Consider the following 14,709-nt stretch of genomic DNA (forward strand, 5'->3'; position numbering starts at 1 on the left):
CGCGTATCTGACGCGCCCCTTAGTGATATTTGAACCGCGAACAAGGTGCGACAATCGCCGGCCTTTATTCGGAGGGCACGTATTCTACTACTTCCAGGTCGAAACCGGATATCGCATTAAATTTCATTGGCGCACTCATCAAGCGCATTTTGCGCACGCCCAGGTCACGCAGGATCTGCGAACCGGCGCCGACGATGCTGTAGGTGGTCGGTTTTTTCACCGGCACCTGGTCAGCGCTTTCGCGGATATGCGCCAGCAGCACGTCGCCATCCACCGGGTTACCCAACAGCAGCACGACCCCGCTGCCCGCCTCGGAAACCGCAGCCATGGCGGCTCGCAGGCTCCAACGGCCCGGCTGCTTGACCATCAACAGGTCGCGCAGCGGGTCCATGTTGTGCACGCGCACCAGGGTCGGCTCTTCGGCGCAGATGTTGCCCAGGGTCAGCGCCATGTGCACGTCGCCTTCCACCGAATCACGGTAGGTCACCAGGTTGAAATGCCCCAGTTCGCTGTCCAGCGGCTGCTCGGCAATCCGCTGAACGGTACGTTCGTGGATCATCCGGTAGTGAATCAGGTCGGCGATGGTGCCGATCTTGATGTTGTGCTCGGCGGCAAAGGCTTCCAGCTCCGGGCGACGGGCCATGGTGCCGTCGTCATTCATCACTTCGCAGATCACCCCGCTCGGCTCGAAACCGGCCATGCGCGCCAGGTCGCAGGCAGCTTCGGTATGGCCGGCACGGGCCAGGGTGCCACCGGGCTGGGCCATCAGCGGGAAGATGTGGCCAGGGCTGACAATGTCTTCGGCTTTGGCGTCTTTGGCAGCCGCGGCTTGCACGGTGCGGGCGCGGTCAGCGGCAGAGATGCCGGTGGTCACGCCGGTGGTCGCTTCAATCGAGACGGTGAACTTGGTGCCAAACCCAGAACCATTGCGCGGTGCCATCAGCGGCAGCTTGAGCAGTTCGCAGCGCTCGCGGCTCATGGGCATGCAGATCAGGCCACGGGCGTGCTTGGCCATGAAGTTGATGTGTTCAGGCTGGCACAACTCGGCGGCCATGATCAGGTCGCCTTCGTTCTCGCGGTCTTCGTCATCCATCAGGATGACCATCTTGCCTTGGCGGATATCTTCAACCAGTTCTTCGATGCTATTGAGCGCCACGCGGCACCCCCTTGGTCAGGATTTCAGGTAGCCGTTAGCGGCCAGAAAACTTTCGGTGATGTTACTCGGCCCTTGAGAAAGGCTTGGCTCTGCGGCCTTATCGCCAAGCAGAAGGCGCTCCAGGTAACGGGCAAGCAAGTCGACTTCCAGGTTCACCCGGCGACCTGGCTGGTAAGACGCCATGATGGTTTCGCTGAGGGTGTGGGGAATGATGGTCAGTTCGAATTCGGCGCCATTGACGGCGTTCACGGTCAGGCTGGTGCCGTCGACGGTGATCGAGCCTTTGTGGGCGATGTACTTGGCCAATTCTTTCGGCGCGCGGATGCGAAATTCCACGGCCCGCGCGTTTTCGCTGCGTGCCACTACTTCGCCGACGCCGTCGACATGGCCGCTGACCAGGTGGCCGCCCAGGCGGGTGGTCGGGGTCAGGGCTTTTTCCAGGTTGACCGGGCTGCCGGCCTTGAGGTCATTCATCGCGGTGCAGTCCAGGGTTTCCCGGCTGACGTCGGCGGCAAAGCCATTGCCCGGCAGTTCGATGACGGTCAGGCACACGCCGCTGACGGCGATGCTGTCGCCCAGCTTGACGTCGCCAAGGTCCAGCTTGCCGGTTTCAACCAGCAGGCGCACGTCGCCGCCTTTGGGGGTCATGGCGCGGATGCTGCCGATGGATTCGATAATGCCGGTGAACATGGCCTTCTCCTGGAAAACGGTACGGGCGCCTGGGCGCCCGGTCGGAATTATACGCTCGCTGCTGGCACAGGTATGGCAGTGACTCGCCAGTCGTCGCCTACAGCGCGCATTTCAGTGATCTTGAGTTGGGGGGCGTCGGCCAGTTTCTCAAGCGGCCAGTCGAGCAAAGGCCGGGCGGCGGAGCCCAGGAACTTGCCGGCGATGAAAATCACATACTCGTCCACCAGGCCCTGCTGGGCAAACGCGCCTGCCAGGCTTGGGCCGGCTTCCACCAGCACCTCGTTGACGCCACGGGCCGCCAGCGCCACCAGCGCCGAGCGCAGGTCGACCTGGCCGTCGACACCCGGCACCACCAGGCATTCCGGGCCACGGGGGAACTGGTTCTCCGGGGTCACGCAGGTGATGACCAGGGCCGGCCCGGCCTTGAAGAACGGCGCATTGAGCGGCACCCGCAGGCGACCGTCGATCAGCACGCGCAGCGGTGGGCGCGACATGGCCAGGGCCGTGGTTTCGGCATCCAGGCCCAGTTCGGCGGCACGCACGGTCAGGCGCGCACCATCGGCCAGCACGGTATCGGCACCGGTCAGCACCACACTGGCCTGGGCACGCAGGCGCTGCACGGCGGCGCGGGCGGCGGGGCCGGTGATCCATTGGCTCTCGCCACTGGCCATCGCGGTGCGGCCGTCCAGGCTCATCGCCAGCTTGACCCGCACAAACGGCAGGCCATGTTCCATACGCTTGAGGAACCCTGGGTTCAGGGCACGCGCCTGGCTTTCCAGCACGCCGCTGAGCACCTCGATACCGGCCTGGGCCAGGCGCTGCATGCCACGCCCGGCCACTTCCGGGTTCGGGTCCTGCATACCCGCGACCACCCGTGCCACGCCAGCGCTCACCAGCGCATCGGCGCAGGGCGGCGTATGACCATAATGGCTGCACGGTTCAAGCGTCACGTACACCGTGGCACCGCGGGCTTTGTCGCCAGCGGCGCGCAAGGCGTTGGGCTCGGCATGGGGCTCGCCGGTGCGCTCGTGCCAGCCTTCGCCGACAATCTGCCCATCGCGCACAATCACGCAGCCGACCCGAGGGTTGGGATGGGTGGTGTACAGGCCCTTGCGCGCCAATTCGAGGGCGCGGGCCATGTAATGGGCGTCGAGCACAGCCTGTTCTGCAGAAGGAGGGTTCATTCTTTGACCGGCTCACGGGCCAGGCGGTCGATCTCTTCGCGGAACTCGTTGAGGTCCTGGAAGCGTCGATACACCGAGGCGAAACGAATGTAGGCAACTTCGTCGAGCTTTTGCAGCTCGCCCATCACCAGTTCTCCCACCACCAGGCTCTTGACCTCGCGCTCGCCGGTCGCGCGCAGCTTGTGCTTGATATGCGCCAGCGCCGCCTCCAGACGCTCGACACTCACCGGGCGTTTTTCCAGGGCGCGCTGCATACCGGCGCGCAATTTGTCTTCGTCGAAGGGCTGGCGGCTGCCGTCGGACTTGATCAGGCGTGGCAGTACCAGTTCGGCGGTTTCGAAGGTGGTGAAACGTTCACCGCAGGCCAGGCATTCGCGCCGGCGACGTACTTGATCGCCCTCGGCGACCAGACGCGAGTCAATGACCTTGGTGTCGTTGGCACCGCAGAAGGGACAGTGCATGGTGGCAGGCAACAAAAAAAGGGAGGGCCATGGTAGCGCATCCCCGTGGCAAGACAAGCCATAGCCTTTACGGTATATAGGCTGACTATTATGTTTCTTATGTTTAGTTCACGGATTTTTGCCCTTTTTGGAGCCGTACATGCCGTTACGACCGCTGGTTTTACTCACAATGTTCAGTTTCCTGGTCGCGTGCAGCAGCGAAGCGCCAAAACCAGCGGCCCCGCAACCCACGCCGCAACAAGAGAAAAAAATCCCCGGCCAGGAACCGCTCGGGCCATTGCCGGCCTACCAGCGTGAAGTGAGCGGCACCCTCAACGGCGTACCGGCCGGCGCCGAAGTGGAACTGGCACTGCTGGTGATCGACGACCGCAGCCGCCCGCAACAACTGCTGGCCAGCAGCGTGCTGATCGGCAACAACAAACCGCTGGCCTTTCGCCTGCGCTTCAACCCGCAAGCGTTCCCCGCCGGTGCCCGCGTTGAGCTGCGAGGGCGTGCCAGCCAGTCCGGGCAGTTGATCCTGCACCTGCCGGCGGTGCGCATCCAACAGCCGATCACCCAGACCACCGGGCCGCTGCAACTCGTTCGCGCACCATGACGCCACCGCTGCACCTGCAACGGGCCTTGAGCGAACTGATCGGCGACGCGCAACTGGTGCCCTGCCCGTTACCGGGCACCGACCTGTCGTTGTGGCTGCTGGACGCCGACAACATGGACCGCGCCTTCAGCCCCGAAGAAACTCGGCGCATCCTCCATGAGCCGCCCTACTGGAGCTTCTGCTGGGCCAGTGGCCTGGCACTGGCCCGCTACCTGGCCGCCAACCCCGAGTGGGTGGCGGGCAAGCGCGTCCTGGATTTTGGCGCCGGCTCCGGGGTGGCAGGGATTGCCGCCGTGAAAGCCGGCGCCCTGGAAGTGGTGGCTTGCGACCTCGACCCACTGGCACTCGGCGCCTGCCGTGCGAATGCGCAACTCAATGGCGTAACGCTGGGTTATTCGGCGGATTTTTTTGCCGAAGCCGATCGTTTCGACCTGATCCTGGTGGCCGACGTGCTGTACGACCGGGCGAACCTGCCGCTGCTGGATCAATTTCTCACACGCGGACGGCAAGCATTGGTCGCCGATTCGCGGGTACGCGATTTCCAACATCCCGATTACCAACGGCTGGGGATCCTCGAGGCGCTGACGCTGCCGGACCTGGCGGAACCTTGGGAGTTTCGTAAAGTGAGTCTGTACCATTCGCGCAGGTCTTGAGGCCATCGCCGGCAAGCCGGCGCCTACAAAGCCTGTTTGACCTGCCCACGCTTTCAGCCAACCCCACCAAGCCTTATAGTTGCCCCATTCCCGCTTTCTTCGAGATACCCCATGAGTGAGCCCACGCCCTACATTTTCGATGTCACCACCGCCACCTTCGACCAGGCGGTCATCGAAAACTCGTTCCACAAACCCGTGCTGGTGGATTTCTGGGCCGAATGGTGTGCGCCGTGCAAGGCGTTGATGCCGTTGCTGGCGCAGATTGCCGAGAGTTATCAGGGCGAGTTGCTGCTGGCCAAGGTCGATTGCGAAGCCGAGCAGGATATTGTCGCGCGTTTTGGTATCCGCAGCCTGCCGACCGTGGTGCTGTTCAAGGACGGCCAGCCGGTGGATGGGTTTGCCGGGGCCAAGCCTGAGTCTGAGATTCGCGCGCTGCTGGAGCCCCATGTGCAGATGCCGCCACCGGCTGAGGCGGATCCGCTGGAACAGGCCCAGGCGCTGTTTGCCGAAGGCCGGATCAGTGAGGCCGAGGCGGTGCTGGTGGCTTTGCTCGGTGAAGACAACACCAACGCCGCCGCGTTGATCCTTTACGCCCGCTGCCTGGCCGAGCGTGGCGAACTGGGCGAAGCGCAGGCCGTGCTCGATGCGGTCAAGAGCGACGCGCACAAGGCGGCCCTCGCCGGCGCCAAGGCGCAGATCACTTTCCTGCGCCAGGCGGCCGACCTGCCGGACACCGCTGACCTCAAGGCGCGCCTGGCGCAGAACCCGCAAGACGATGAAGCGGCGTATCAACTGGCCGTGCAGCAATTGGCCCGCCAGCAATACGACGCGGCGCTGGAAGGTTTGCTGAAGTTGTTTATCCGCAACCGCAGCTACAACGAAGGCCTGCCGCACAAGACGCTGCTGCAAGTGTTCGAGTTGCTGGGCAACGACCACCCGCTGGTCACGGTGTATCGCCGCAAGTTGTTTGCCGCGCTGTACTAATCCGCGATCCAACTGTACTGCGGCGTATCCCCGCCGCTGGACACCTTCACCTTGGCGCTATGGCGCAAGCGCACCAGCAGGCGCTTGCCGGCCTGGGCGCTGCCGGCCAGCGCTTCGAGGCGATCCGACAACTCCAACCCGCTGAGTTGCCCGGCCTCGCGCAGCAGGTCCTGGGCGGCCTGCCACAGGTTTTCATCCTGATTGACCGGCGCAGCGGCGGGCACTGCCTCCGGCGCCGGCGTGGCCGTCTGCAGGTGCACGCCCAACCGCGCCCAATCGCTGTCGTCCAGCTCCAGGGTCAAGTCCACGGGCAGCTCGCCGATGGTTCCACGAATTCGCATCATTGCTCGTCCTCCAGCACTTTTCTGACGAGCATGCTCCCACGCGTCTTGCGCAACGCCAAGCAGAGGGTCAAACTCTCGACACTTTTGTTATAAGATCACATAACAAAATCTTCATTCACGCCCTGGAGTCTCCCTATGCGCCGCCTGTTGCTCGCTTTGCCGTTTGCCCTGTTGCCACTGGCTGCCCAGGCCGCCGACGAACATAACCACGATCATGACCATGAACATGGCAGCCTGGACGCCCACGAACACGGCGTTGGCCGCCTGAATGCGGTGCTGGACGGCAAGGCGCTGGAACTGGAGCTGGAAAGCCCGGCGATGAACCTGGTGGGTTTCGAACACCTGGCCACCACCGACGCCGACAAAGCCAAGGTCGCTGCCGCCCGCAAGCAGTTGGAACAACCGCTGGTGCTGTTCAGCCTGCCCAAGGCTGCCGGTTGCGTGGTCAGCACCCAGGAGCTGGAAAGCCCGCTGTTTGGCGACAAGCCAGACGATGATCATGACCACGCCACCGATGGCAAAGGCGCGGCCGCCCATGACCACGATCACAGTGAAATCCACGCTCACTACCAGTTCACCTGCGCCAGCCCCACTGCGCTGAAAAATCTCGACCTGGCGAACATCTTCAAGACCTTCCCCGCCACCCAGAAAATTCAGGTACAACTGATCGGCCCAAGCGGCCAGCAGGGTGTTGAAGCAACGGCGGCTGCCGCGACCCTGAAATTCTGACCCCACACGGTTGATGTAGGAGCTGGCTTGCCTGCGATGGCATCGACGCGGTGTCACTGATACACCGCGTCGTCTGCATCGCAGGCAAGCCAGCTCCCACAGGTGACCGCGCTCTGCAGGTGATATTGAGTTCCCATGACCCAAGCACTGATCGAACTGTCCGACCTGGGCTTTAACTGGCCCGGTCACCCGCAGTTGCTGGACATCCCGGCGTTTCGCCTGGAGCCGGGGGAAACCCTGTTCCTCAAGGGCCCCAGCGGCAGCGGCAAAACCACCTTGCTCGGCCTGCTGGGCGGGGTGCAGACACCCAGCCGTGGCAGCATCCGCCTGCTGGGCCAGGAGTTGACCGACTTGTCGGCCGGCGCCCGTGATCGGTTTCGGGTCGACCACACCGGCTATATCTTCCAGCAGTTCAACCTGCTGCCGTTTCTCTCGGTCCGCGAGAACGTCGAACTGCCTTGCCACTTCTCCAAGCTGCGCGCGCAGCGGGCGATCCAGCGCCATGGCAGTGTCGGCCAGGCCGCCGCGACCCTGCTCGCACACCTGGGTCTCAAGGACCCTGACTTGCTCGGGCGCCGCGCCGATGCGCTGTCGATCGGCCAGCAACAACGGGTGGCCGCCGCCCGGGCATTGATCGGCCAGCCGGAACTGGTGATCGCCGACGAACCGACCTCGGCCCTGGACCACGACGCCCGGGAAGCCTTCCTTCAACTGTTGTTCGCCGAATGCCGCGAGGCGGGCGCCAGCCTGTTGTTCGTCAGCCATGACCAGAGCCTGGCTTCGCTGTTCGACCGCAACCTGTCGCTGGCCGAGCTCAATCGCGCCGCCACGCCGCTCGAGGTTTGAGATGTATTTGTTCCGTCTAGCCATGGCCAGCCTGGCAAACCGCCGCTTTACCGCGATCCTCACCGCCTTCGCCATCGCCCTGTCGGTGTGCCTGTTGTTGGCGGTAGAGCGCGTGCGTACCGAGGCCCGCGCCAGCTTTGCCAGCACCATCAGCGGCACCGACCTGATCGTCGGCGCCCGTTCCGGCTCGGTCAACCTGCTGTTGTACTCGGTATTTCGCATTGGCAACGCCACCAACAACATCCGCTGGGACAGCTTCGAGCACTTTGCCGCCAGCCCGCAGGTGAAATGGGCAATCCCCATGTCCCTCGGCGACTCCCATCGCGGCTACCGGGTGATGGGCACCACTCGGGCCTACTTCGAGCATTACCAGTACGGCCGCAAGCAAAACCTGCAATTGGCCAGTGGCCGCGCGTTTGATACCGACCCGTTTGAAGTGGTGCTCGGCGCCGAAGTGGCCGACGCCCTGCACTACACGCTCGGAGACAAGCTGGTGCTGGCCCACGGCGTGGCGGTGGTCAGCCTGGTCAAGCACGATGACAAGCCGTTCACCGTGGTCGGTATCCTGCAACGCACCGGCACCCCGGTGGACCGCACGCTGCACATCAGCCTCGGCGGCATGGAGGCGATCCACATCGACTGGCACAACGGCGTGCCGGCCCAGGGCAAGGGCCGGATCAGTGCCGACCAGGCGCGTAACATGGACCTCACGCCGCAAGCCATCACCGCGTTTATGCTGGGGCTGAACAACAAGATTTCGACCTTTACCCTGCAACGGCAGATCAACGAATTCCGTGGCGAACCGATGCTGGCGATCCTCCCCGGCGTGGCCCTGCAAGAGCTGTGGAGCATGATGGGCACCGCCGAAAAAGCGCTGTTCGTGATCTCGCTGTTTGTCGTGCTGACCGGGTTGATCGGCATGCTCACCGCAATCCTCACCAGCCTCAACGAGCGCCGCCGGGAAATGGCGATCCTGCGCTCAGTGGGCGCACGGCCGTGGCACATTGCGAGCCTGCTGGTTTTCGAGGCGTTCGCCCTGGCACTGGCCGGAGTGGTCGCGGGGGTCGGCCTGCTGTATGTGTGCATCGCCGCGTCCCGTGGCTATTTGCAGGCCAATTACGGCCTGGACCTGCCGCTGGCGCTGCCCAGCCCGTATGAATGGACGCTGCTCGCCGGTATCCTGGCCGCTGCCCTGCTGATGGGCAGCGTGCCGGCCTGGCGCGCCTATCGCCAATCGTTGGCCGATGGTCTGTCGATCCGTTTATGAGGAAGGCTTTGATGCGCCGTGCCCTGCTTGCGCTGTTATTGATGGCGGCCCTGCCCGCCTGGGCCGAGGCGCCCCGGGACTTGTCGTGGCAAGAAATGATTCCGCCGGATGCGCCGGTGGAAGTGCCGAATATGACGCCGCTGCACGACCTGTCGAACATGGCCGACGCCCTGTCGGCGGAAGCCGCGCCAGCGGCCAGGCAGGACTTGCCCAACGCGCCGGTGGTGGCGACCCTCAACGGCCAGCATATCCGCCTGCCGGGTTATATCGTGCCGCTGGAAGTCAGCGAGGCAGGCCGCACCACCGAGTTCCTGCTGGTGCCGTACTTCGGCGCCTGCATCCATGTGCCGCCACCGCCGTCGAACCAGATCGTGCATGTGCGCAGCGAGATCGGCGTGAAGCTGGAAGAGCTGTACCAGCCGTACTGGATCGAAGGCCAGATGCAGGTCAAGCCGTCCACCAGCGAATTGGCAGATGCTGGCTATCAGATGGAGGCCGAGAAGATCTACATCTATGAGTTGCCGGAATAGCACCACCAATCAAATGTGGGGCTTGTCGGGTCGCCGCATCGCCGCGATGGCGGTGGGTCAGCGACAAATGCAGCGACTGACAGTCTGCAATCGCGGGCAAGCCCGCTCCCACACTGTTGATTGGCGGCGGACTTGGCTGATCACCGTTTCATTGAGCTGAGTCAAAAGCCCCGCCGCAGCGATCTTTACCATTGGACACAGCCAACTAAAAACGTCCTTTGGAGCCACCCATGCACAAGTCACTGCTCAGCGCTTCCCTCTTCGCGCTTGCACTCGCCGCCCCTCTCGCCCATGCCCACGAAGCTGGCGACATCCTCGTTCGCGCCGGTGCCATCACCGTTAACCCAAAGGCCGACAGCGGCAGCGTCAAGGTTGACCAGGGTCCATTGGCCGGCACCAACCTGGGCGGCAAGGCGACCATGAGCAGCGACACGCAACTGGGCCTCAACTTCGCCTACATGCTGACCAACCACGTCGGTATCGAGCTGCTGGCGGCCACGCCGTTCGAGCATGATGTGAAGATCAAGAACACCGCCCTCGGCGCCGCCAACGGCAAGCTTGGTACCCTCAAGCACCTGCCGCCAACCCTGAGCGTCGTGTACTACCCACTGGACAGCAAGTCGGCGTTCCAGCCCTACGTCGGTGCCGGTATCAACTACACCTGGATCTATGACGAACACGTCGGCAGCCGCGCCCAGGGCGAAGGCTTCAGCAACTTCAAGGCCGAGAACTCCTGGGGCTGGGCCGCGCAGATCGGTGCGGACTACATGATCAACGACAAGTGGATGATCAACGGCCAGGTGCGCTACATCGACATCAGCACCAAAGCCACCGTGGACAACAACGCCCTGGCGGCGGGTACTCGTGCCAAGGTCAATGTGGACGTGGATCCGATGGTCTACATGGTGGGTATCGGCTACAAGTTCTAAACCTGGCTTAATAAACGCCACAAAAAATGTGGGAGCTGGCTTGTGTAGGAGCTGGCTTGCCTGCGATAGCATCGCCTCGGTGTCTTTGATAGACCGAGGTGTCTGCATCGCAGGCAAGCCAGCTCCTACACAAGCCAGCTTCCACATTTTTTTGCGTTCTGTCAGCTAGTGATGCCGGTAGAAGCGGTCCAGCAACGCCGGCAGCCCCGCACGCCACGCCCGTGGCTTGATGCCGAATGTATGCAGGATCTTCTTGCAGGCCAGCACTGCGTGTTGCGGTTCGTCGGCGGCATCTGGCCGCGCGGCGTGGGCCTGGGCTGTCGGTGCTTCGACCGCCAGCGCATGGAAGTTACGCGCTTCGGTGAGGATCGCCTGGCCCAGCGCCACAGGGGTGGTCGCCTCTTGCCCCGCGTAATGGTAGGTGCCCCACAACGGCGCCGCACAATCGAGTTGCTTGAGCACCGAGATAATCACCCGTGCCGCATCGTCTACCGGCGTCGGGTTGCCCCGTCGATCATCGGCCAACAACAACTCCTCGGGTTTCTCGGCACGCGCCAGGAAACGCCCGAGCGCGCCGTCAACACTGTCATCGAGCAACCAGCCAAAGCGCAGCAGCACATGTTGCGGGCAGGTCGCGCGTACGCTTTGCTCAATGCGCCATAGCGCCTGGCCGCGCAGGCCCAGGGGCACGGGTTCGTCTTTTTCGCTGTAGGCGGTGGCGCGCGAGCCATCGAACACCCGATAGCTGGACGGTTGCAGCAGGGTGATGTTGTGGTGCTGGCACAGTTCCGCCAGGCGCTCGACAGCAGATTCCTGCCCGGCCAGGCGCGCCTCGTTCACGCTTTCGGCCTGGAACCAGTCGAAATAGTAGGCGAGATTGATCAAGGCATCGGGACGGGTGTCGTCGAGCAATTGGGTAAGGCTGGCGGCATCCCAGCCGTCTTGTGGCGGGCGCGGGGCGAGGAAACCGATATCTTCCTCTGCACCGAGGCGAATCAGCGCCTGCCCGAGGGCATTCCCGCCGCCCAGTAACATAAGGCGCATTCGCATAGATTGAGCAGGCCCGGTCTGTTTGGAACGATGGCTATTATCGACAGGCGTTGATGCCGTGCCGTTAGTATTTGCCAGAATCGTTGCATTTTGCGGGTTTGTAGCGCAACCGTCACTTACTAAGTGGCGTTGAGTGGCGCTGCTTCCTCTTCAATCTGTGGCACGCGCTGCGCGATTGACGGCACAAGGCTCAGGCGCCTTCAGAGGGAGTGCCGTTGGTAGGATCGTCGAAACTTTCGCGCCAGCACCACAGTCAGCCGTTAACGAACGGAGGCCACTGCCCCGCCAACCCACGGGAGCCACCATGGCTGTGATTCCAGAATGGGTGCCTGTCACGCCCAGCGCTGCCATCACCCGCTTCAAGGTGCTGACGGTCAATACCCACAAGGGCTTCACTGCCCTCAATCGACGCTTCATCCTGCCGGAGTTGCGCGAGGCGGTGCGCGGTGTGGCGGCCGACGTGGTGTTCCTGCAGGAGGTGCATGGCACCCATGAGCACCATCCCCGGCGCTACAGCAACTGGCCGAGCATGCCCCAGTATGAGTTTCTCGCCGACAGCATCTGGCCGCAGTTCGCCTACGGGCGCAACGCGGTGTATCCCCATGGTGACCATGGCAATGCGCTGCTGTCGAAATTCCAGATCATTCGCTATGACAACCTCGACATCTCCCAGAGCGGCCACGAAAGCCGCGGGCTGTTGCATTGCATCCTGCGCCTGCCCGGCACCGGCCAGGAGGTACATGTCATTTGCGTGCACCTGGGTTTGCGCGAGGTGCACCGCCAACAACAGCTGAAATTACTGGCCCAGCGGGTTGCCGAGATTCCCGGCGAAGCGCCGCTGATCGTCGCCGGTGACTTCAATGACTGGCGCCAGCAGGCCGACCTGAGCCGCAGCGGCCTTAAGGAAGTGTTCGTGCAGGCCCACGGCAAGCCGGCGCGTACGTTCCCGGCGCGCCTGCCACTGCTGGCGCTGGACCGCATTTATGTGCGCAACCTCAAGGCCCATCAGCCGCAAGTGCTGACGGCGCGCCCCTGGTCGCACCTGTCGGATCACGCGCCGCTGTCGGTGGAGATTGAGTTATGAACAGCGCCGTGGAACACATCGCCACCGACCAGCCACCGGATGACGCCAGGGCCAGGGATCTGGACTACGGCTGGCAGGCCGGTAACCAGGTGCAATTGCTGGAAAACGGCGAGGCGTACTTCCCCAAGGTGTTCGAGGCCCTGCGCCTGGCCCGCCAGGAAATTCTCCTGGAGACCTTTATTCTGTTCGAAGACAAGGTCGGCCATGAACTGCACGGGATTCTGATCGAAGCCGCGCAGCGTGGGGTGAAGGTGGTGGTCAGCCTCGATGGCTTTGGCTGCGGCGAACTGAGCCCCGGGTTTCTCGGCGAGTTGGCCCAGGCCGGGGTCACGGTGCAGATGTTCGACCCGGCGCCCAAGACCCTGGGGGTTCGTACCAACTGGTTTCGCCGCCTGCATCGCAAGATCGTGGTGGTAGACGCGGCGGTGGGGTTTATCGGCGGGATCAATTTTTCCGCCGACCATCTGGCGGACTTCGGCCCCGAGGCCAAGCAGGATTATGCGGTGCAGGTGATCGGGCCGGCGGTGGCGGACCTGCATCACTTTGCCCTCGCGCAAAGCGGCCGCCCGGTGCGCATGCGGCGCGGTTGGCGGCGCCGGCAACAACCTGCCTGGGCTGCGGAGGAAGGTGACGGCCTGGTGCGCCTGATCTACCGCGATAACCTGCAACACCGCTCGGATATCGAAGAAGCCTACCTGCACGCCCTGCGCCACGCCCGCCAACGCGTGGTGATCGCCAATGCCTACTTCTTTCCCGGTTATCGCCTGCTGCGCGAATTGCGCAATGCCGCACGGCGCGGCGTGCAGGTGCAGTTGATCATGCAGGGCCAGCCGGACGTGCTGCTGGCCAAGCTGGCGGCGCGCATGCTCTACGACTATCTGCTCAAGGAAGGCGTGGTGATCCACGAGTATTGCCAGCGCCCACTGCACGGCAAGGTGGCCCTGGTGGATGAGCAATGGAGCACCGTGGGCTCGAGCAACCTCGACCCGTTGAGCCTGTCGCTGAACCTGGAAGCCAACGTGCTGATTCGTGACCGAGGGTTCAATCAACTGTTGTTCGAGCGCCTGCAAGACCTGAGCCGCAACCACTGCAAGACCATGCCGGAAAACCGCAGCCCCCGCGGCTGGTTATGGCGGGTGACCGTGGGGTTTGTGGTGTTCCATGTGCTGCGCCATTTCCCGGCCTGGACCGGCTGGCTGCCCGCGCATAAACCGCGTTTGAAACCCTTTGTGCATCCATGAGCCAAGCCCGCGCGGATGATGCCCGCCCCCATGCGTTAAAACGGTGGAAGAAGCCGCTGACCGTCGCGTTCTTTGTGCTGCTGATTGTGCTGTTTACCCTGCTCGCGCGGCGTATCGACTGGAGCGAAGTGTTCGACACCCTCGGCGACTTCAAGCTGCGCACCCTGTGGATCGCAGCCGGGCTGACCCTGTGCAGTTTCCTCGTGTATGCGTGCTTTGACCTGGTCGGCCGAACCTACATCCGCCAGCCCTTGCGCTGGAAACAGATCCTGCCGGTGGGCATCATCAGCTATGCGTTCAACCTCAACCTCAGCGCCTGGGTCGGCGGGATTGCCATGCGCTATCGGCTGTATTCGCGGCTGGGGGTGAGCAACGGCAACATCGCGAAAATCCTTGGCTTGAGCCTGGCCACCAATTGGTTTGGCTATATGGCCCTGGCCGGCGTGGTGTTCAGCAGCGGCCTGGTGACCATGCCGCCGGGCTGGAAGCTCAGTAGTGGCGCGTTGCAAGGTGTCGGGGTGTTGCTGGTATTGGCAAGCCTCGGCTATCTGGCTGCCTGTCAGTTCTCGAAGAAGCGCGCCTGGTCGATTCGCGGGATCGAGATCAACCTGCCGTCGCTACGCATGGCGTGCCTGCAACTGGCGCTCGGCGCGCTGAACTGGTCGCTGATGGCAGCGGTGATTTTCACCTTGTTGCCGGCGAAGCTGGACTACCCGCTGGTGCTGGGGGTGTTGCTGATCAGTGCGATTGCCGGCGTGGTCACGCACATTCCGGCCGGCCTTGGCGTGCTGGAGGCGGTGTTTATCGCGCTGCTGCAACATGAGGCCTCACGGGGCAGCTTGCTCGCCGGTTTGATTGCCTACCGGGCGATCTATTTTATCTTGCCGCTGCTGATCGCCCTGGTGATGTACCTCGCGGTGGAGGCGAAGGCCAAGGCCTTGCGGGTGAAAAAAACACCGGCGTGAA

At 63.3% G+C, this 14,709-nt stretch carries 17 protein-coding genes; 11 read left to right on the forward strand and 6 right to left on the reverse strand.

The window, feature by feature from the left end; genetic code table 11:
• Positions 1 to 64 precede the first annotated feature (64 nt).
• Genes ribBA through nrdR form a run of 4 tightly spaced genes read right to left on the reverse strand, consistent with a single transcriptional unit; the run spans position 65 to position 3,491 of the window.
• Positions 65 to 1,156 carry a bifunctional 3,4-dihydroxy-2-butanone-4-phosphate synthase/GTP cyclohydrolase II gene (gene ribBA, locus ACO77H_RS24645; protein ID WP_169951326.1) on the reverse strand — a complete coding sequence of 364 codons (1,092 nt, stop codon included), beginning with the start codon at positions 1,154 to 1,156 and terminating at the stop codon, positions 65 to 67.
• Between the two features lie 15 nt (positions 1,157 to 1,171).
• Entirely contained in the window at positions 1,172 to 1,846 is a 675-nt protein-coding gene (locus tag ACO77H_RS24650; RefSeq protein WP_169951329.1) for a riboflavin synthase, read from the reverse strand.
• A 47-nt stretch (positions 1,847 to 1,893) separates the two neighbouring features.
• Entirely contained in the window at positions 1,894 to 3,030 is a 1,137-nt protein-coding gene (ribD, locus tag ACO77H_RS24655; protein WP_432754678.1) for a bifunctional diaminohydroxyphosphoribosylaminopyrimidine deaminase/5-amino-6-(5-phosphoribosylamino)uracil reductase RibD, read from the reverse strand.
• The gene (gene nrdR / locus ACO77H_RS24660; RefSeq protein WP_057439031.1) at positions 3,027 to 3,491 is read right to left on the reverse strand and encodes a transcriptional regulator NrdR; all 465 of its coding nucleotides are present in this window, start codon (positions 3,489 to 3,491) and stop codon (positions 3,027 to 3,029) included. Before nrdR ends, ribD begins: the two co-directional genes overlap by 4 nt.
• Positions 3,492 to 3,630: 139 nt before the next feature.
• Between nrdR and ACO77H_RS24665 the strand changes: the two genes are divergently transcribed.
• From ACO77H_RS24665 to trxA, 3 genes are all read left to right on the forward strand, one after another.
• Positions 3,631 to 4,086 (forward strand): YbaY family lipoprotein, encoded by a 456-nt coding sequence (locus ACO77H_RS24665; RefSeq protein WP_169951333.1) that lies wholly within the window; start codon positions 3,631 to 3,633, stop codon positions 4,084 to 4,086.
• Entirely contained in the window at positions 4,083 to 4,739 is a 657-nt protein-coding gene (locus ACO77H_RS24670) for a class I SAM-dependent methyltransferase (protein ID WP_170041645.1), read from the forward strand. Before ACO77H_RS24665 ends, ACO77H_RS24670 begins: the two co-directional genes overlap by 4 nt.
• Before the next feature lie 111 nt (positions 4,740 to 4,850).
• Positions 4,851 to 5,723 (forward strand): thioredoxin, encoded by an 873-nt coding sequence (gene trxA / locus ACO77H_RS24675; RefSeq protein WP_169951337.1) that lies wholly within the window; start codon positions 4,851 to 4,853, stop codon positions 5,721 to 5,723.
• Here trxA and ACO77H_RS24680 read toward each other — a convergent pair.
• Entirely contained in the window at positions 5,720 to 6,067 is a 348-nt protein-coding gene (locus tag ACO77H_RS24680) for a hypothetical protein (protein WP_169951339.1), read from the reverse strand. The two genes, trxA and ACO77H_RS24680, sit on opposite strands and share 4 nt — an antisense overlap.
• A gap of 135 nt (positions 6,068 to 6,202) precedes the next feature.
• On the opposite strand from ACO77H_RS24680, the gene ACO77H_RS24685 reads away from it, so the two are divergent.
• The 5 genes from ACO77H_RS24685 (at position 6,203) to ACO77H_RS24705 (ending at position 10,368) form a co-directional block, all read left to right on the forward strand.
• On the forward strand, positions 6,203 to 6,796 hold the full coding sequence (locus ACO77H_RS24685; RefSeq protein ID WP_432754679.1) for a DUF2796 domain-containing protein: 594 nt from the start codon (positions 6,203 to 6,205) through the stop codon (positions 6,794 to 6,796).
• A 135-nt stretch (positions 6,797 to 6,931) separates the two neighbouring features.
• The gene (locus ACO77H_RS24690; protein ID WP_432754680.1) at positions 6,932 to 7,642 is read left to right on the forward strand and encodes an ABC transporter ATP-binding protein; all 711 of its coding nucleotides are present in this window, start codon (positions 6,932 to 6,934) and stop codon (positions 7,640 to 7,642) included.
• Between the two features lies 1 nt (position 7,643).
• On the forward strand, positions 7,644 to 8,909 hold the full coding sequence (locus ACO77H_RS24695) for an ABC transporter permease (protein WP_432754681.1): 1,266 nt from the start codon (positions 7,644 to 7,646) through the stop codon (positions 8,907 to 8,909).
• A gap of 11 nt (positions 8,910 to 8,920) precedes the next feature.
• On the forward strand, positions 8,921 to 9,439 hold the full coding sequence (locus ACO77H_RS24700; protein WP_169951347.1) for a DUF3299 domain-containing protein: 519 nt from the start codon (positions 8,921 to 8,923) through the stop codon (positions 9,437 to 9,439).
• A gap of 230 nt (positions 9,440 to 9,669) precedes the next feature.
• The gene (locus tag ACO77H_RS24705; RefSeq protein WP_029299417.1) at positions 9,670 to 10,368 is read left to right on the forward strand and encodes an OmpW/AlkL family protein; all 699 of its coding nucleotides are present in this window, start codon (positions 9,670 to 9,672) and stop codon (positions 10,366 to 10,368) included.
• Positions 10,369 to 10,533: 165 nt separating this feature from the next.
• Here the strand turns inward: ACO77H_RS24705 and ACO77H_RS24710 are convergent, their stop codons facing one another.
• Positions 10,534 to 11,418 (reverse strand): sugar nucleotide-binding protein, encoded by an 885-nt coding sequence (locus ACO77H_RS24710; protein ID WP_169951349.1) that lies wholly within the window; start codon positions 11,416 to 11,418, stop codon positions 10,534 to 10,536.
• A gap of 304 nt (positions 11,419 to 11,722) precedes the next feature.
• Between ACO77H_RS24710 and ACO77H_RS24715 the strand changes: the two genes are divergently transcribed.
• Genes ACO77H_RS24715 through ACO77H_RS24725 form a run of 3 tightly spaced genes read left to right on the forward strand, consistent with a single transcriptional unit; the run spans position 11,723 to position 14,708 of the window.
• Positions 11,723 to 12,502 carry an endonuclease/exonuclease/phosphatase family protein gene (locus ACO77H_RS24715; protein ID WP_432754682.1) on the forward strand — a complete coding sequence of 260 codons (780 nt, stop codon included), beginning with the start codon at positions 11,723 to 11,725 and terminating at the stop codon, positions 12,500 to 12,502.
• Positions 12,499 to 13,743 carry a cardiolipin synthase ClsB gene (gene clsB, locus ACO77H_RS24720; RefSeq protein ID WP_432754683.1) on the forward strand — a complete coding sequence of 415 codons (1,245 nt, stop codon included), beginning with the start codon at positions 12,499 to 12,501 and terminating at the stop codon, positions 13,741 to 13,743. The genes ACO77H_RS24715 and clsB overlap by 4 nt, the downstream gene beginning before the upstream one ends.
• A complete protein-coding gene (locus ACO77H_RS24725) occupies positions 13,740 to 14,708 on the forward strand; it encodes a lysylphosphatidylglycerol synthase domain-containing protein (RefSeq protein ID WP_432754684.1) in 969 nt (322 codons plus the stop codon). The genes clsB and ACO77H_RS24725 overlap by 4 nt, the downstream gene beginning before the upstream one ends.
• Position 14,709 lies beyond the last annotated feature (1 nt).

The organism is Pseudomonas sp. WMBT8 (genome assembly GCF_050916005.1).
Taxonomy (GTDB): Bacteria; Pseudomonadota; Gammaproteobacteria; order Pseudomonadales; family Pseudomonadaceae; genus Aquipseudomonas.

Excerpts from the sequence above, each read along its gene's own strand:
- ACO77H_RS24650 (WP_169951329.1), bottom strand. The coding sequence starts at position 1,846 with ATGTTCACCGGCATTATCGAATCCATCGGCAGCATCCGCGCCATGACC.
- ribD (WP_432754678.1), bottom strand. The coding sequence starts at position 3,030 with ATGAACCCTCCTTCTGCAGAACAGGCTGTGCTCGACGCCCATTACATG.
- nrdR (WP_057439031.1), bottom strand. The coding sequence starts at position 3,491 with ATGCACTGTCCCTTCTGCGGTGCCAACGACACCAAGGTCATTGACTCG.
- ACO77H_RS24665 (WP_169951333.1), top strand. The coding sequence starts at position 3,631 with ATGCCGTTACGACCGCTGGTTTTACTCACAATGTTCAGTTTCCTGGTC.
- ACO77H_RS24670 (WP_170041645.1), top strand. The coding sequence starts at position 4,083 with ATGACGCCACCGCTGCACCTGCAACGGGCCTTGAGCGAACTGATCGGC.
- trxA (WP_169951337.1), top strand. The coding sequence starts at position 4,851 with ATGAGTGAGCCCACGCCCTACATTTTCGATGTCACCACCGCCACCTTC.
- ACO77H_RS24680 (WP_169951339.1), bottom strand. The coding sequence starts at position 6,067 with ATGATGCGAATTCGTGGAACCATCGGCGAGCTGCCCGTGGACTTGACC.
- ACO77H_RS24685 (WP_432754679.1), top strand. The coding sequence starts at position 6,203 with ATGCGCCGCCTGTTGCTCGCTTTGCCGTTTGCCCTGTTGCCACTGGCT.
- ACO77H_RS24690 (WP_432754680.1), top strand. The coding sequence starts at position 6,932 with ATGACCCAAGCACTGATCGAACTGTCCGACCTGGGCTTTAACTGGCCC.
- ACO77H_RS24695 (WP_432754681.1), top strand. The coding sequence starts at position 7,644 with ATGTATTTGTTCCGTCTAGCCATGGCCAGCCTGGCAAACCGCCGCTTT.
- ACO77H_RS24700 (WP_169951347.1), top strand. The coding sequence starts at position 8,921 with ATGCGCCGTGCCCTGCTTGCGCTGTTATTGATGGCGGCCCTGCCCGCC.
- ACO77H_RS24705 (WP_029299417.1), top strand. The coding sequence starts at position 9,670 with ATGCACAAGTCACTGCTCAGCGCTTCCCTCTTCGCGCTTGCACTCGCC.
- ACO77H_RS24710 (WP_169951349.1), bottom strand. The coding sequence starts at position 11,418 with ATGCGAATGCGCCTTATGTTACTGGGCGGCGGGAATGCCCTCGGGCAG.
- ACO77H_RS24715 (WP_432754682.1), top strand. The coding sequence starts at position 11,723 with ATGGCTGTGATTCCAGAATGGGTGCCTGTCACGCCCAGCGCTGCCATC.
- clsB (WP_432754683.1), top strand. The coding sequence starts at position 12,499 with ATGAACAGCGCCGTGGAACACATCGCCACCGACCAGCCACCGGATGAC.
- ACO77H_RS24725 (WP_432754684.1), top strand. The coding sequence starts at position 13,740 with ATGAGCCAAGCCCGCGCGGATGATGCCCGCCCCCATGCGTTAAAACGG.